Below are 13749 nucleotides of genomic sequence, written 5' to 3' on the forward strand. Positions count from 1 at the left end.
GCGTGAAAGAATCGCGACCATGCTGCGCTGGTTGACCTCGGGAGAGTCGCACGGTCAGGCCCTGGTCGGGGTGATGGAGGGTCTGCCCGCGGGGGTGGAGCTCGTCACCTCCGACATCCAGGACGCCCTGGCCCGCCGCCGCCTCGGCTACGGCCGCGGTGCGCGGATGAAGTTCGAGCAGGACGCCGTGCGCGTCCTGGGGGGCCTGCGCCACGGCGTGACGCAGGGCGGCCCGCTCGCGATCGAGGTGGGCAACACCGAGTGGCCCAAGTGGGTCGACGTGATGTCGGCCGACCCGGTGCCGCCGGAGGCGCTCAAGGTCGACGCCGGCACCGGCGACGAGCGCGAGATCGCGCGCAACCGCCCGCTCACCCGCCCCCGTCCCGGTCATGCCGACCTCGTGGGCATGCGCAAGTACGGGTTCGACGACGCCCGTCCCGTCCTGGAGCGCGCCAGCGCTCGGGAGACGGCCACCCGTGTGGCCCTGGGCGTGGCCGCGGCGAAGTTCCTCGAGCAGGCGCTCGGGGTACGCCTCGTCAGCCACGTGACGTCCATCGGTCCGGTCGAGGTCCCCGAGGACGCCGACCTGCCGACGCCGGACGACGTCGCGGCGCTCGACGCCGACCCCGTGCGCTGCTTCGACGACGCCACGAGCGAGGCGATGGTCGCGGAGATCGATGCCTGCCGCAAGGACGGCGACACCCTGGGCGGGGTCGTGGAGGTCCTCGCCTACGGCGTGCCCACCGGGCTCGGCACGTACGCACACTCCGACCGCCGCCTCGACGCGCGCCTCGCTGCCACCCTGATGGGGATCCAGGCGATCAAGGGTGTCGCCGTCGGCGACGGGTTCCGTACCGCGCAGCGCCGCGGCTCGGCGGCGCACGACGAGATCGAGCGGGATGCCGACGGCCGCATCCGGCGCCGGTCCAACCGTGCCGGCGGCATCGAGGGCGGCATGTCCAACGGCGAGGTCGTCCGGGTCTCGGCCGCGATGAAGCCGATCTCCACCGTGCCACGCGCCCTGGCCACGGTGGACGTAGCCACCGGTGAGGCCGTGACGGCGCACCACCAGCGCTCGGACGTGTGCGCGGTGCCGCCCGCGGCCGTCGTCGCCGAGGCGATGGTGGCCCTCGAGCTGGCGCAGGCCGCGCTGGAGAAGTTCGGTGGCGACTCGGTGGCCGAGGTCCGGCGCAATGCCGAGGCCTACCTCGCGTCCATCCCGGAGCTGTTGCGATGACGGACGCGCAGCCGCGGCTGGTGCTCATCGGCCCGCCCGGCAGCGGCAAGACCACCGTCGGGACGATCCTCGCCAGGAAGCTGTCCGCAGCGTTCCGTGACACGGACGCCGACGTCGAGCGGATGGCGGGCAAGGCCGTGGCCGACATCTTCGTCGAGGACGGTGAGCCCCACTTCCGCGACCTGGAGCGCGAGGCCGTTACGACGGCGCTCGCGACGCATCCCGGTGTGCTGGCCCTGGGCGGTGGCGCGGTGATGGACGCCCACACCCAGAGCGCGCTGGCGGGCTATGCAGCCGGAGGCGGCGTCGTCGTCTTCCTGGACGTGTCCCTCGCGCACGCCGCCCCGCGCGTCGGGTTCAACCAGGCTCGGCCGCTCCTCGTCGGCAACCCGCGGGCCCGCTGGGCCGAGCTCATGGCGGCGCGCCGCCCCACCTACGAACGGCTGGCGACGCTGCGCGTGCACTCGGACGGCCGCACGGCGCACGAGATGGCCGATCAGATCCACCAGGAGGTACAGCCATGACGGTCCGGGTGACCGTGAACGGGGCCAAGCCCTACGACGTCGTCATCGGGCGGCACCTGCTCGGCGAGCTGCCGAGCCTGCTGGGTCCGGACGTCCGCCGCGTGCTGGTGATGCACCCGGCGTCCCTGGAGGCGACGGGCGAGGCGGTCCGTGAGGACCTGGTGGCCCAGGGCTACGAGGCGTTCGCCGCAGAGCTGCCGGACGCCGAGGAGCAGAAGACGGCCCAGGTGGCCGCGTTCTGCTGGCAGGTCATGGGCCAGGCGGACTTCACGCGCTCCGACGCGATCGTGTCGGTCGGCGGCGGCGCGACGACGGATCTCGCCGGGTTCGTGGCGGCCACCTGGCTGCGCGGCATCAAGGTGGTGCACGTGCCGACCACGCTGCTCGCCATGGTGGACGCCGCGGTGGGCGGCAAGACGGGCATCAACACGGCCGAGGGCAAGAATCTCGTGGGCGCCTTCCACCCGCCGGCGGGCGTGCTGTGCGATCTGGCCGCCCTGGAGTCGCTGGACCGCTGGGACCTGGTGGCAGGCATGGCCGAGGTGATCAAGACCGGCTTCATCGCCGACGAACGGATCCTCGAGCTGACCGAGGAGCACGCCGTGGCGATCCGCGAGTGGGCGGGCTCCGACGCCAGCGACGAGACCTGGGCGGTGCTGACCGAGCTCATCGAACGCGCGGTGCGCGTCAAGGCCCGGGTGGTGGGGGAGGACCTCACCGAGCAGGGCCTGCGCGAGATCCTCAACTACGGCCACACCCTCGGCCATGCGATCGAGCTGGTCGAGCGCTACCAGCTGCGCCACGGGGCCGCGGTGGCCGTCGGCATGGTGTTCGCCGCAGAGCTCGGCCGGCTCGCCGGCAAGCTGGACGACGCCGTGGTCGACCGTCACCGGGAGATCCTCACGGCGGTGGGTCTGCCCACCACCTATCGCGGGGACCGCTGGGACCAGCTGCTCGCCGCGATGCGCCGCGACAAGAAGGCCCGGGGTGACCTGCTGCGCTTCGTGGTGCTGGACGACATCGCCAGACCGGTCCGCCTCGAGGGCCCCGATCCGACGGTGCTCGCCGCCGCCTACGCGGAGATCTCGAAGGAGCCGCCGACGGGCGGCCCGGGCGTCCCGGTCCGGCTCGGCGGCTGAGGAGCGGCTTAAGCGTTTCAGCCGGTGCGTGTCGTCAGCGCCGTCGGTCATCCTGGGCCAGAGACCACCGTCCACCCAGGAGGCACCCATGACGACCGACACTGCGCCGTCGGCGCGGACCCGCCCGCGCCTCCGACGTGCCGGCGCAGCCCTGGCGGCGCTCGTGCTGCCGCTCGGCGTGGCCGCCCCGCCGGCCGCCGCGGCGACGCTGGCCCCCGTGGAGGACTTCGGCGCCAACCCCAGCGGCCTGAACATGTACGCCTACGTCCCCGACGCGGTAGCCGACGGCGCCGTCAGCGACCCGGCGCTGCTCGTCGGGGTGCACTGGTGCTCCGGGTCGGCCCAGGCGTACTACGACGGGACCGCGGAGTGGCGACAGGCGGCGGACGAGCACGGGTTCGTCATCGTCTACCCGGAGAACGAGCGGGCGGACGGCTGCTTCGACGTCGCCAGCCCGGAGGCGATGCAGCGTGGCGGCGCGTCCGACCCGACGGGGATCATGTCGATGGTGAACCATGCCGTGGACGCCTACGGGATCGACACCGAGCGGATCTACGTCACCGGGATCTCGTCCGGGGCGATGATGACCAACCTGCTGGCCGCGCAGTACCCGGACGTCTTCGCGGCGGGGGCGGCGTTCGCCGGTGTCCCGGCGACCTGCTTCGCGACGGGCAGCTCGACCCACCTGTGGAGCACGCAGTGCGCCCAGGGCGAGCTCGACCTCACCGGCGAGCAGTGGGCGCAGCGGGTGCGAGACATGAACCCGGGGTACGCCGGTGCGTACCCGCGCATGCAGCTGTGGCACGGCGCCGAGGACGACGTGCTGTCCTACGCCAACCTCGGCGAGGCCGTCGAGCAGTGGACCACGCTGCACGGCATCGACGAGAGCACCGCGCAGACGGACACACCCGAGGACGGCTGGGTCCGTACACGCTACGGCGCGGACGACGAGCCGCCGGTGGAGACGATCGTGCTGCCAGGCGTCGGGCACAACGTGGTGTCCTGGGGGATGGCCCCGTATGCGATCGACTTCCTGGGACTGGATGATCCCGGAGCCGGACCGGACCCCGATCCAGGTCCGACGCCGGACCCCGAGCCCACCGACCCGGGCAGCGGCGACTGCTCCGCGGTGCTCGTCGTCCAGCAGAGCTGGACGGGTGGGTTCACGGCCGCGGTCACCGTGACGGCCACGACACGGCTGGACGCGTGGCGTACCGTCGTCGAGCTGCCGGACGGCACGGCAGTGGTGACGCTCTGGAACGGCGACGTCGTGGGCGAGGATCCACTGGTCGTGACCAACGCCGCCTGGAACGGTGGCGTGGCCGCCGGCGGCACCGTCTCCTACGGCTTCAACGGCGCCGGTACCGCGCCTGTGTCACCGCAGCCGGTCGAGTGCGGGTGACGGGCTGAGCGCACGGCGGGCCGGGCGAGAGCGTCAGGCCCACAGCCCACGCTCGGCGAGCACGTCGCGCAGCAGGTCCGCGCGGTCCGTGACGATGCCGTCGACGCCCAGGTCGATCAGGCGGCGCATCTCGCCCGGGTCGTTGACGGTCCAGACGTGCACGAAGCGGCCGGCCCGGTGCGCGGCGGCGAGGGTCCGGGCGTCGACGACGGTCACGCCGTCCTCGTCGACCGGGACCTGCAGGGCGTCGACCCGCCGCAGCGCGGCCCGGACCAGCGGCTGTGCGCGCAGCCGCGCCCCCGCCAGGAAACCGACGACCTCGCTGCGCCCCGCGCTGGTGGCCACGGGGCGGGAGAGCCGTGCCAGCGTGGCACGACGCCGTGGGGGCGAGAACGAGGTGACGCACACCCGGTCGTGGCTGGCTGTCGCCTCGATCGCCGCAGCTGTCGCCTCGATCCCCGAGTCGCCCTTGACGTCGATGTTCACGCGCAGCCCGGGCCACGTGCCGAGCACGTCGCGCAGCAGCGGGACCGGCTCGGTGCCGCCGATCCGGGCCCGGCGCACCTCGTCCCAGCTGTGGTCCGCCACCAGCCCGCTGGCGTCCGTGGTGCGGTCCAGCGACTCGTCGTGCAGTGCCACGGCCACGCCGTCGCGCGTGCCGTGCGCGTCCGTCTCCACGTACCGGTAGCCGAGGTCGACCGCCGCCGCGAAGGCCGCCATCGAGTTCTCGAGGTTGGCGTGGCCGTGGGAGAAGCCCCGGTGCGCCAACGCCGCGACAGTGCCCCCGCCCGGGTCCCCGAAGTAGGGGTGCGGGGCGCGGCGCCCGTGGCTCATGCCCGGACCTCCGGGAGCCGGTCCGCCAGGAACTGTGTCACGGCGCCGAGGTACTGCCGGCGAGGACCGTCCGCCGAGAGCGACAGGTCGTGCACCGCGTCGGCCACGACGATCTCGGTCACGTCCGCACCGAGCCGAGGAACGAGCCGAGCGATCTGCGCCGTGTCGAGCACCGTGTCCTGCCAGTCGAGTCCCGGGTTGTCGGGGCTGTCCGGCCCCGAGACGGCCGAACGTGCCGCCAGCACCGGGCAGGCGACGTCCAGGCCCCGGGCCAGTCGCAGCTGGGCCCGCCGCACCGCCCGCAACCAGGCCGCACGGGCCGGCTGCCCCTCCGGCTTCTTCAGCCGGGTGTCGAACCGCCACCGTCCGCCGTTGTCGGCGTGCTGATAGGTCGCGTAGACCGAGGGGTGCGTGCTCACGACCGCCAGCGGACGCAGCCGACCGAGCACCCCCAGCACCCCGGTGTTCACCTGCCGGGACAGCCACGACCCGGCCAGGTCCAGGAACGGCGAGTTCAGCACCAGGGCCTCCGGGCCGTCTCCGCCGCGGGCGTGCGACCACATCGTCGTCGTCAGTGCACCGGTGGAGTGGGCGTGCACCGCCACCGGCAGACCGGGCTCGAGCATGCGCACCTGCCGCAGCGCGGCATCGAGGTCGACGCCGAACTCCCGCAACGACGTCGTGAAGTGGGGTGGCAGCCCGGCCTCCGCGCCGGCGTCGTCGGACGGGCGCAGCAGCGAGCGCCCACCACGCCGCAGGTCGACCGCGTAGAAGGCGTAGCCCGCGTCACGGACGGCGTCGGCCAGGTGGGTCTGGAAGAAGTAGTCGTTGTAGCCGTGCACGTGCAGCACCACGCCACGCGCGGCACCGGGCCGTGCGTCAGGTCGCACGAGCGTCGCGGGGCCGAGGGGAGCCGAGACGAAGCCGTCGAGCAGCACGTCGGGTTCCCAGGCGAGGTCGTCGGGCGGCGGGACGTTCGGCAACGCTGACACGGGGGTACCGTACGCCGCCGGGCACGCTCCGCGCCCGGCGACCGGGCCGACCGCGTGCCGTCACCCGGCGTTCACCCGGATGCGGCAGACTCGGCACCCATGAGCGACGCCACGCCGACGAAGCCGTCGGCATCCGACCCCGACCAGCCCTTCGACGCGCTGCCGGTGGCCGAGCAGCGTCGCCGGGTACGGTCGTGGGCGCTGTGGGACTGGGCCACGCAGCCGTTCAACACCGTCGTGTTCACCTTCGTCTTCACCGCGCTGTACCTCACCGGGGACTCGTTCCTCGACCCCGCGGTCGTGGCGCTGGGCGCCGACGACCCGGTCTACACGCGGGCGCTCGCGGGCCTGACGAGCGCGCTGGGCGCCTGGATCGCGGTGGGGGGAGTCCTGGTCGCGTTGCTCGCGCCGGTGCTGGGTCGCCGTGCCGACGTCACGGGCCGACGTAAGGCCTGGCTGGGTGCCGGCACGATCCTGCTCGTGGTCTGCATGTTCGGGCTGGGGTTCGTGCGTGCCGATCCCGCCTACTTCGTGCTCGGCGCGGCGCTCATCTCGTTCGGGAGCGTCGCGAGCGAGATCGCGGGCGTGAACTACAACGCGATGCTCAACCAGGTCTCGACGCCACGGACCGTCGGCAGGGTCTCGGGGCTCGGCTGGGGTCTCGGGTACGTGGGGGGCATCGTCGCGCTGCTGGTCGTCGTCGTCGCGCAGAGGTTCGACTTCTTCGGCATGCCGACCGACGACGGGCTCGGCTTCCGGGTGATCGCCGTCGGCTGCGGGCTGTGGGCGGTGGCATTCGCCTGGCCGCTGTTCCGGAACGTCCCGGAGGCGCCCCCGGCCGCGGACCGCCCCCAGGTCGGGTTCTTCGCGGGCTACGTCGAGCTGTGGCACGACGTCGTCGGGCTGTTCCGTACGTCGCGCACCACGTTCTGGTTCCTGCTGGCCAGCGCCATCTACCGCGACGGGCTGGCCGGGGTGTTCGCCTTCGGCGCGATCGTGGCGAAGGTGTCTTTCGGGTTCACCGACTGGCAGGTCATCCTGTTCGGTATCGTCGCGAACCTGCTGGCGGGAGCGAGCACGATCGTCGCCGGCCGCCTCGACGACCGCCTCGGAGCCCGCCGGGTCATCGTGTGGTCGCTCGCCGCGCTGGTGGTCTGTGGCAGTGTGGTCGTGGCGCTGCAGCCCTTCGGGGCGACGGTCTTCTGGGTGGCGGGGCTCGCCCTGACCTGCTTCGTCGGGCCGGCCCAGACCGCCTCTCGCTCGTTCCTGGCCCGGCTGGCGCCCGCCGGGCAGGAGTCGGAGATCTTCGGTCTCTACGCCACCACGGGACGCGCCGTGTCCTTCCTGACACCCGCGTTGTGGGGCGCCGTCATCGCCCTGACCGGCGCCACGATCTGGGGCGTGCTCGGGATCGTCGCCGTGCTGCTCGCCGGGCTCGTGCTCATGCTCGTGGTGACCGACAGCGCCGACGCCTGACACTTGCCCCGGCGAACGCGGGGACGATGGCCCAGGATGGACCCATGGGTGCGGTGAGCGAGTACGTCGAGTCTCTCGAGGGCCCGGAGCGCGAGGCGGTCGCCCGCGTCGTCGCCCGCGCCCGCGAGATCGTCCCGGAGGTCGAGGAGGGCAGCAGCTACGGGATGCCTGCCCTGCGGTACCGGGACAGCCCGCTGATCAGCGTGGTCCGCACGAAGAAGCACGTGGGTGTCTACACGTTCAGCCCCCAGGCGATCGCGGCGCTCGCGCCCGAGCTGCACGGCTTCCACGTCACCAAGGGCTCGATCGGCTTCCACCCCGACCGCCCGCTGCCGGACGAGGTGCTCGACCTGCTCGTCCAGCTGCGCCGGGACGAGATCGACGCGATGCGGCCGTAGCGACGGTGCCGCGCCTCGACGAGACCGAGTGCCGCCGCCGGTTCGCCACGGCACGGCACGCCTACCTCGCCACGGCCGATGCCGACGGCGTCCCGCACGTCGTGCCCGTGACCTTCGCCGTCCTCGACACGCCGGACGGCACCCAGGTGGTCTCCGCCGTCGACCACAAGCCCAAGACGACCACCGACCTGCGCCGGCTGCGCAACGTGGCCGCGAACCCGCGGGCCGCCCTGCTGGTGGACGCCTACGACGACGACTGGTCGCGGCTGTGGTGGGTGCGGGTGGACGGGGTGGCTCGCGTCGAGGTGTCCGGGGCGGCCCGGGACGTGGCGCTCGGCGCGCTGGAGGCCCGCTACGAGCCGTACCGGCGTCGTCCGCCGCGCGGGCCGCTGCTGCGCCTGTCCGCGGAGCGGTGGGCCGGGTGGACGGCGGTTCAGTCCGGCTGAGCGGCCCGGGCGAGTGCTTCCGCGTGCTCGAGCACGGCTGATCGCCGCGTGGCCGCGTCACCGTCCGGGGTGATCAGTGCGCCGAGGCCGGGCAGCGTCCAGGCCCCGGTGACGAGGACGACGAGCGACAGCAGCAGCTGCCGGGCAGCGGCCTCGTCCCGTGCGGGCAGCACCTCGCGCAGCACGCGGGCGGCCCCGGCGCAGGCCGACAACCGGTGGACGGTGACCGCGGGCCCGGTGAGCTCGAGGCTCTCCCAGGCGAGCAGACGGGCCATGTCCCGGTCGGCGGCGTAGCGGTCCCAGAGCCGTCCGGTCCAGTCGCGGACGGCGTCGGGCCCGGTGCCGGTGACGTCCAGCCCGTCGAGCAGGCCGTCGAGACGATGGGCCAGCACCTGGTCGAAGAACTGGCGCTTGTTGCCGAAGTAGGCGTACAGCCGCTCCTTGTTGACGGCGGCGTCGCGGCTGATGTCGGCCACGGACGTCCCGGCGAACCCGGTCGCGGCGAACCGTCGGCCACCGGCTTCCAGGAGCAGGCGTCGGGTGCGTGCGGTGTCCCAGGGCATGGGCACAGGGTAGACGCCAAACGGTCGGTTGGAGTAGGGTCACGTCCCAACCAAACGTTTGGAGATTCGGATGAGAGCACTGGTCCTGGGAGCCCGCGGAGCGGTCGGGCGGCACGCCGTCGCGGCGCTGCGGCGCGGCGGGCACACGGTCACGCCCGCGGGACGAACCGGGGCCGACGGCGGCGCGCCGGTCGACCTGGAGGCTCCGGACGGCGTCGAGCAGCTGCGCCGGGCCGCCGTCGGCCACGACGTGGTCCTCGACGCCTCGGGCGTCGAGAACCCGGCGATCGTCTCCGGGCTCGGCGGAGCAGGTCTGGTCGACATCAGCGCGACGGGCAGGTATCTCGCGCAGCTGCAGGCCGGCGCGCCCGCCGGGGCCTCCGTCGTCCGCGGTGCCGGCCTCGTGCCAGGTCTGTCCACGGTGCTGGTGACGGCACTGGACACGCGTGCCGGTGACGAGATCGACGTGACGGTGATGCTCGGGACCGGCGAGAAGCACGGCCGGGCCGCCGTGGCCTGGACCGTCGGCCTGGTCGGTGCGCCCGTGCACGACCCGCCGGAGGGTGGCGAGGTGCGCAACCTGCGCACCACGCTGCGGTCCGCAGGGCCGGACGGCCGACGGCGTACCTACCTGCGCGCCGACTTCGGGGACCACGTGCTGGTGCCCGACCGGGTCGTGCGGACCTGGCTGACCTTCTCCAGCCGGACGGCGACAGGCGTCGTGGCACTCGTCGGGCGGGCCGGCCGTGGGGGATGGCTCATCAGCTCGGCGCCAGCGCTCGGGTCCGCCGACTGGAGCCTGCAGGTGTCCGTGCGGCGGACCGGGCAGCGCCTCGCGGCCACCGGGCGCGGGCAGTCCCGTGCCACCGGCGTGCTGGCAGCCCTGGCCGCCGAGCGCGTCGCCGACCAGCAGCCGGGCCGGTGCGTGACCATGGCCGACCTGGTCACTGTCGACGACGCGCTCGACGCGCTCGCCGCGGCGGCTCAGGCCGGCTGAGCTGGAGTGACGTTGAGGTTGCCGCGGAACACGTTCGTCGGGTCGTAGGCGGCCTTGAGCCGGGCGAGGCGTTCGCCGGTCGTCCCGGGGTAGACCTCCGCGAGCAGTGCGGGGTCGCCGTCGAGCACGAAGTTGGCGTAGGCGCCCGGCCGCTCGCCGCGCACCTCGGCGGCGATCCGACGCACCCAGGCGGTGTGTTCGACGACCTCGGCCGTCGTCGGTGCCGCTGCCACCACGACCCCGGTGACCGCGGCGGTGCGGTGGGCGAAGGCGGTGGCGTCGGCGGCCACGTCCGCCACCGCTCCACCGAGCACACGCAGCTGGACGGCCCGCATCGGCGCGCTACCGGTGCGGAGCGCGTCGACGATGCGACCTGCCGTCGCCTCGGTGACGTCGTCGGCGAAGAACGAGCGCACCCGCATCGCCTGCGGCGGGCCGGGTGGGCCCTCGAGGAGGTCGCTGTAGGCCGTGGGCTGCACTGCGTCGACGATCGCCCCGCCGGCGCGTGCCGCGACGTCGCGCACGGGTGCCAGGACGCCGTCGGCCTCGTCGGGGTCGCCGCTGAAGCACAGGTGCGCCATCGCCACGAGCGTCCCGTGGTTCTCGGCGGGCACGAACGGGACCGGCGGGCAGACCATCACCATGACGATCGCGGAGAGCTCCCGCGGAGCGGCGCGCAGGGCTCCCACCAGCGCGGCGACGGAGCTGCCGGTCGCCGGGAACATCAGGGGGCCCCCGACGACCGGACCCTGCTCGTGCAGGTCGAAGGTCAGGCGGGTCACGACCCCGAGGTTTCCGCCGCCGCCCCGCAGCCCCCAGAACAGGTCGGTGTGGCGGGTGGCGTCGGCCTGCACGACATCGCCGTCGGCAGTGACGACCTCGGCCGACCGCAGGCTGTCGATGGTCATGCCGAGGCGTCGCGCGAGGAATCCCACCCCGCCACCGAGGGTGATCCCGGCGACGCCGACCGTGCCGGTGTCGCCGAACGGGGTGACGAGACCGTGTGCCGCCGTGGCGGTGGTGTACGCGCCGGCGGTGACCCCGCCGCCCACTGTCGCGGTCCGGGCGCTGGGGTCCACCTCGATCGAGTCGAGCCCGCGCAGGTCGAGCGCCAGAGCGCCATGGTCGCGGCCGAGCCCGAGCATGGAGTGACCCCCGGAGCGCACAGCGAGCTCGAGCCCGGCGTCGCGCGCGATGCGGACGGCGCGCACGACGCCAGCCGTGTCGGTCGGCCGGACGACGGCGGTGGGGAGGACGTCGACGCCGACCGCCTCGAGCACGCGGGCAGTGTCGTAGCCGGCGTCGCCGGGGGTGTGTACGGACGCAGTGCCGTCCAGCGTCGAGCGCAGGGCGGCGGGGGACAGGGGCGTGGTCGTCATCGGGTCTCCTGGAGGTCGGGGAGCGTCGGTGGTCACGAGGGTGCTACCTCAAGCCGCGTTGAGGTCAAGGGTCACGGGTCGGTGGACGCCCGCGCTGGATGAGTACGCTCGGGCACATGACAGTCGACGACGGCGCGCCGCGCGTGATGATCCTCAACGGTCCCAATCTCGGCCGGCTCGGTGTGCGCGAGCCCGAGGTCTACGGTCACGCCTCGATGGCGGACCTGGAGCTGGCGGCCGCGGAGTGGGCGGGGGGCCTCGGGCTGGAGGTGCAGGTGCGTCAGACGGACGACGAGTCCGCGCTCGTCGGGTGGTTGCATGAGGCCGTGGACGGCCGTTCGCACGTCGTGCTCAACCCTGCTGCCTTTACCCATTACAGCTACGCACTGCGTGACGCGGCCGCGCAGGTGACGACGTCGGGTCTGCTGCTCGTGGAGGTCCACCTGTCCAACCCTGCCGCACGCGAGTCGTTCCGGCATTACTCGGTGGTTGCCGGTATCGCCACCGGCACGGTCGCGGGGTTCGGCTTCGACTCGTACCGTCTCGCGCTGGAAGCGGTACACAACAAGCTCTCAGGCTAGATTTGGTCCTAGCAAGGCTAAGAACTTGACAGACTAGCAACAAGGGTGCATCCTTGATAGATGCTCGTCCTGACCGTCGATCAGCGTTCCAGCACCACCCGCGGCGATCTCGTGCCGCACGTGCTGGAGCTGCTCCGTGCCGTCACGCAGGACCGTGGACGGAGCGCGGGACTGGTGCTCCCGTTCGAGCGCACCGTCGGGGACGAGGTCCAGGGTGTTCTGGCCGCCGACGAGTCGGGTGCCCAGCTCGCCGTGCGGGTCGTCGCGGACCTGTTGCGCGACGGAGGCTGGTCGGTCGGCCTGGGCGTGGGCGCGGTCGACCTCCCGTTGCCCGAGACGTCCCGTGCTGCGGCAGGTCCCGCGTTCGTCCGGGCGCGCGCGGCGGTCGACGAGGCCAAGGGGAGGGGCAGTACGGTGCCGCTGGCCGTCAACGGGCCGTCCGTCGAGCCGGCAGCCACGATCGCGGGGGACGCGCAGGCGCTGCTGCGGCTCCTGGGTGCTGTGGCGGCGCGTCGCTCCGACGCGGGGTGGGAGGCCGTCGATACGCTCGCCGAGCACAGCGGGGTCAACGCCCCGCAGCGAGCCACGGCGGCGAGGCTCGGCGTGAGCGAGCAGGCTGTCAGCCAGCGGCTGCGTGCGGCGCTGTGGGCCGAGGAGGTGGCGGCCAGGCCGTTGGCCGCGCGGCTGCTGCGGGCGGCCGACGCCGCGGCGACCGCCGCGGACGAGGATCCGGACGAACCGTACGACGAGGAGTGACAGGTGGCGACAGGCCTGGCGATCGCAGGTGTCTCGGTGGCCGTGCTGGCCCTGAGCGTGGCCCTCGGGGCGTGGCTGGTGCCGCTGCTGCTCCGGCACGCGGATTCCGGGCCGGCGGCGCAGGCCGAGGCGCTGGCGGTGCTGGGCAACGGCACGTGGATCGGGCTGCTGGAGCGGTTCGCCATCACCGGCACGATCCTCGTCGGCCACCCCGAGGGTGTCGCCGTCGTCGTGGCCGTCAAGGCGCTCGGCCGGCTCCCCGAGCTGCGGGAGCACCCGGTGGCCGGCGAGCGGTTCGTCGTCGGGACGCTCGCGTCGCTCGTGTGGGCTGCGGCACTCGGGCTGGCCGGGCACGCGGTCCTCGGCGCGCTGTAGGATGTCCGGGGCCTATTGTGGGCGCCGCACGCCTTTCCGACAGGCTCACCGCCTGACCCCGAGACCCGCCGAGGACAGACAAGAACGTGGCTACCTCCAACGACATCAAGAACGGCACCGTGCTGCGGATCGACGGGCAGCTCTGGTCGATCCTCGAGTTCCAGCACGTCAAGCCGGGCAAGGGCGGGGCGTTCGTCCGGACGAAGATGAAGAACGTGCTCTCGGGCAAGGTCGTCGACAAGACCTTCAACGCCGGCACCAAGGTCGAGACGGCGAACGTCGACCGTCGCGACTTCCAGTACCTGTACATGGACGGCGCCGACTTCGTGTTCATGGACACCGACACCTACGACCAGATCCTGGTCCCGGCCGCCACCGTCGGCGACGCCAAGGACTACATGCTCGAGGGCATGAACATCATGGTCGCGTCGAACGACGGCCAGCCGCTCTACGTCGAGCTGCCGTCGTCCGTCGTGCTCGAGATCACCTACACCGAGCCCGGTCTGCAGGGTGACCGCTCCACGGGCGGCACCAAGCCCGCGACCCTCGAGACGGGCGCCGAGATCCAGGTCCCGCTGTTCCTCGAGCAGGGCACCAAGGTCAAGGTCGACACCCGTGACGGGTCGTACCTCGGCCGCGTGAACGACTGA

Annotated in this window: 16 protein-coding genes; 12 read left to right on the plus strand and 4 right to left on the minus strand. The window is 73.1% G+C overall.

The window, feature by feature from the left end:
• The first annotated feature begins 19 nt into the window (after positions 1 to 19).
• The 4 genes from aroC to PZC42_RS08905 all read left to right on the plus strand — a co-directional run bounded on the left by aroC (position 20) and on the right by PZC42_RS08905 (position 4302).
• Positions 20 to 1237: a chorismate synthase gene (gene aroC, locus PZC42_RS08890; RefSeq protein ID WP_277210168.1), complete on the plus strand. Its 1218-nt coding sequence runs from the start codon at positions 20 to 22 to the stop codon at positions 1235 to 1237.
• The gene (locus tag PZC42_RS08895; RefSeq protein ID WP_277210170.1) at positions 1234 to 1761 is read left to right on the plus strand and encodes a shikimate kinase; all 528 of its coding nucleotides are present in this window, start codon (positions 1234 to 1236) and stop codon (positions 1759 to 1761) included. The genes aroC and PZC42_RS08895 overlap by 4 nt, the downstream gene beginning before the upstream one ends.
• On the plus strand, positions 1758 to 2900 hold the full coding sequence (gene aroB / locus PZC42_RS08900) for a 3-dehydroquinate synthase (RefSeq protein ID WP_277210172.1): 1143 nt from the start codon (positions 1758 to 1760) through the stop codon (positions 2898 to 2900). Before PZC42_RS08895 ends, aroB begins: the two co-directional genes overlap by 4 nt.
• A gap of 88 nt (positions 2901 to 2988) precedes the next feature.
• Positions 2989 to 4302, plus strand: a complete 1314-nt coding sequence (locus PZC42_RS08905) for an extracellular catalytic domain type 1 short-chain-length polyhydroxyalkanoate depolymerase (protein WP_277210174.1) — start codon at positions 2989 to 2991, stop codon at positions 4300 to 4302.
• Positions 4303 to 4335: 33 nt separating this feature from the next.
• Here PZC42_RS08905 and PZC42_RS08910 read toward each other — a convergent pair whose 3' ends face one another.
• Together PZC42_RS08910 and PZC42_RS08915 are read right to left on the minus strand one after the other, a co-directional pair.
• The gene (locus tag PZC42_RS08910; protein WP_277210176.1) at positions 4336 to 5136 is read right to left on the minus strand and encodes a glycerophosphodiester phosphodiesterase family protein; all 801 of its coding nucleotides are present in this window, start codon (positions 5134 to 5136) and stop codon (positions 4336 to 4338) included.
• Complete coding sequence (locus PZC42_RS08915) at positions 5133 to 6128, minus strand: alpha/beta hydrolase (protein WP_277210178.1); 996 nt, start codon at positions 6126 to 6128, stop codon at positions 5133 to 5135. Before PZC42_RS08915 ends, PZC42_RS08910 begins: the two co-directional genes overlap by 4 nt.
• A 99-nt stretch (positions 6129 to 6227) precedes the next feature.
• Here PZC42_RS08915 and PZC42_RS08920 point away from each other — a divergent pair, with 99 nt between their 5' ends.
• From PZC42_RS08920 to PZC42_RS08930, 3 genes are read left to right on the plus strand one after another with little or no spacing between them, the layout of a single operon-like run.
• Positions 6228 to 7604, plus strand: coding sequence for an MFS transporter (locus PZC42_RS08920; RefSeq protein ID WP_277210180.1), 1377 nt, complete (start codon positions 6228 to 6230; stop codon positions 7602 to 7604).
• A 44-nt stretch (positions 7605 to 7648) separates the two neighbouring features.
• Positions 7649 to 8002, plus strand: a complete 354-nt coding sequence (locus tag PZC42_RS08925; protein WP_277210182.1) for an iron chaperone — start codon at positions 7649 to 7651, stop codon at positions 8000 to 8002.
• A gap of 5 nt (positions 8003 to 8007) precedes the next feature.
• The gene (locus tag PZC42_RS08930; RefSeq protein ID WP_277210184.1) at positions 8008 to 8448 is read left to right on the plus strand and encodes a TIGR03668 family PPOX class F420-dependent oxidoreductase; all 441 of its coding nucleotides are present in this window, start codon (positions 8008 to 8010) and stop codon (positions 8446 to 8448) included.
• Here the strand turns inward: PZC42_RS08930 and PZC42_RS08935 are convergent.
• Positions 8436 to 9011 carry a TetR/AcrR family transcriptional regulator gene (locus tag PZC42_RS08935; RefSeq protein WP_277210186.1) on the minus strand — a complete coding sequence of 192 codons (576 nt, stop codon included), beginning with the start codon at positions 9009 to 9011 and terminating at the stop codon, positions 8436 to 8438. The two genes, PZC42_RS08930 and PZC42_RS08935, sit on opposite strands and share 13 nt — an antisense overlap.
• A gap of 70 nt (positions 9012 to 9081) precedes the next feature.
• Here PZC42_RS08935 and PZC42_RS08940 point away from each other — a divergent pair, with 70 nt between their 5' ends.
• Entirely contained in the window at positions 9082 to 10008 is a 927-nt protein-coding gene (locus PZC42_RS08940) for a Rossmann-fold NAD(P)-binding domain-containing protein (protein WP_277210188.1), read from the plus strand.
• On the opposite strand, the gene PZC42_RS08945 is transcribed toward PZC42_RS08940, so the two are convergent.
• The gene (locus PZC42_RS08945) at positions 9996 to 11387 is read right to left on the minus strand and encodes an FAD-binding oxidoreductase (protein WP_277210190.1); all 1392 of its coding nucleotides are present in this window, start codon (positions 11385 to 11387) and stop codon (positions 9996 to 9998) included. The two genes, PZC42_RS08940 and PZC42_RS08945, sit on opposite strands and share 13 nt — an antisense overlap.
• Before the next feature lie 116 nt (positions 11388 to 11503).
• On the opposite strand from PZC42_RS08945, the gene PZC42_RS08950 reads away from it, so the two are divergent.
• The 4 genes from PZC42_RS08950 to efp all read left to right on the plus strand — a co-directional run bounded on the left by PZC42_RS08950 (position 11504) and on the right by efp (position 13749).
• Positions 11504 to 11968 carry a type II 3-dehydroquinate dehydratase gene (locus tag PZC42_RS08950; RefSeq protein ID WP_277210192.1) on the plus strand — a complete coding sequence of 155 codons (465 nt, stop codon included), beginning with the start codon at positions 11504 to 11506 and terminating at the stop codon, positions 11966 to 11968.
• Positions 11969 to 12028: 60 nt separating this feature from the next.
• Entirely contained in the window at positions 12029 to 12724 is a 696-nt protein-coding gene (locus PZC42_RS08955) for a hypothetical protein (protein ID WP_277210194.1), read from the plus strand.
• A gap of 3 nt (positions 12725 to 12727) precedes the next feature.
• Positions 12728 to 13099, plus strand: a complete 372-nt coding sequence (locus PZC42_RS08960; RefSeq protein WP_277210196.1) for a hypothetical protein — start codon at positions 12728 to 12730, stop codon at positions 13097 to 13099.
• A gap of 86 nt (positions 13100 to 13185) precedes the next feature.
• Positions 13186 to 13749, plus strand: a complete 564-nt coding sequence (gene efp / locus PZC42_RS08965) for an elongation factor P (RefSeq protein ID WP_277210198.1) — start codon at positions 13186 to 13188, stop codon at positions 13747 to 13749.

The sequence above is a fragment of the Isoptericola croceus genome (assembly GCF_029382255.1).
In the GTDB taxonomy this organism is placed as follows: Bacteria; Actinomycetota; Actinomycetes; order Actinomycetales; family Cellulomonadaceae; genus Isoptericola; species Isoptericola croceus.

Bases quoted from the DNA above. Each gene is read 5' to 3' on its own strand.
- aroC (WP_277210168.1), top strand. From the start codon at position 20: ATGCTGCGCTGGTTGACCTCGGGAGAGTCGCACGGTCAGGCCCTGGTC.
- PZC42_RS08895 (WP_277210170.1), top strand. From the start codon at position 1,234: ATGACGGACGCGCAGCCGCGGCTGGTGCTCATCGGCCCGCCCGGCAGC.
- aroB (WP_277210172.1), top strand. From the start codon at position 1,758: ATGACGGTCCGGGTGACCGTGAACGGGGCCAAGCCCTACGACGTCGTC.
- PZC42_RS08905 (WP_277210174.1), top strand. From the start codon at position 2,989: ATGACGACCGACACTGCGCCGTCGGCGCGGACCCGCCCGCGCCTCCGA.
- PZC42_RS08910 (WP_277210176.1), bottom strand. From the start codon at position 5,136: ATGAGCCACGGGCGCCGCGCCCCGCACCCCTACTTCGGGGACCCGGGC.
- PZC42_RS08920 (WP_277210180.1), top strand. From the start codon at position 6,228: ATGAGCGACGCCACGCCGACGAAGCCGTCGGCATCCGACCCCGACCAG.
- PZC42_RS08925 (WP_277210182.1), top strand. From the start codon at position 7,649: ATGGGTGCGGTGAGCGAGTACGTCGAGTCTCTCGAGGGCCCGGAGCGC.
- PZC42_RS08935 (WP_277210186.1), bottom strand. From the start codon at position 9,011: ATGCCCTGGGACACCGCACGCACCCGACGCCTGCTCCTGGAAGCCGGT.
- PZC42_RS08940 (WP_277210188.1), top strand. From the start codon at position 9,082: ATGAGAGCACTGGTCCTGGGAGCCCGCGGAGCGGTCGGGCGGCACGCC.
- PZC42_RS08945 (WP_277210190.1), bottom strand. From the start codon at position 11,387: ATGACGACCACGCCCCTGTCCCCCGCCGCCCTGCGCTCGACGCTGGAC.
- PZC42_RS08950 (WP_277210192.1), top strand. From the start codon at position 11,504: ATGACAGTCGACGACGGCGCGCCGCGCGTGATGATCCTCAACGGTCCC.
- PZC42_RS08955 (WP_277210194.1), top strand. From the start codon at position 12,029: ATGCTCGTCCTGACCGTCGATCAGCGTTCCAGCACCACCCGCGGCGAT.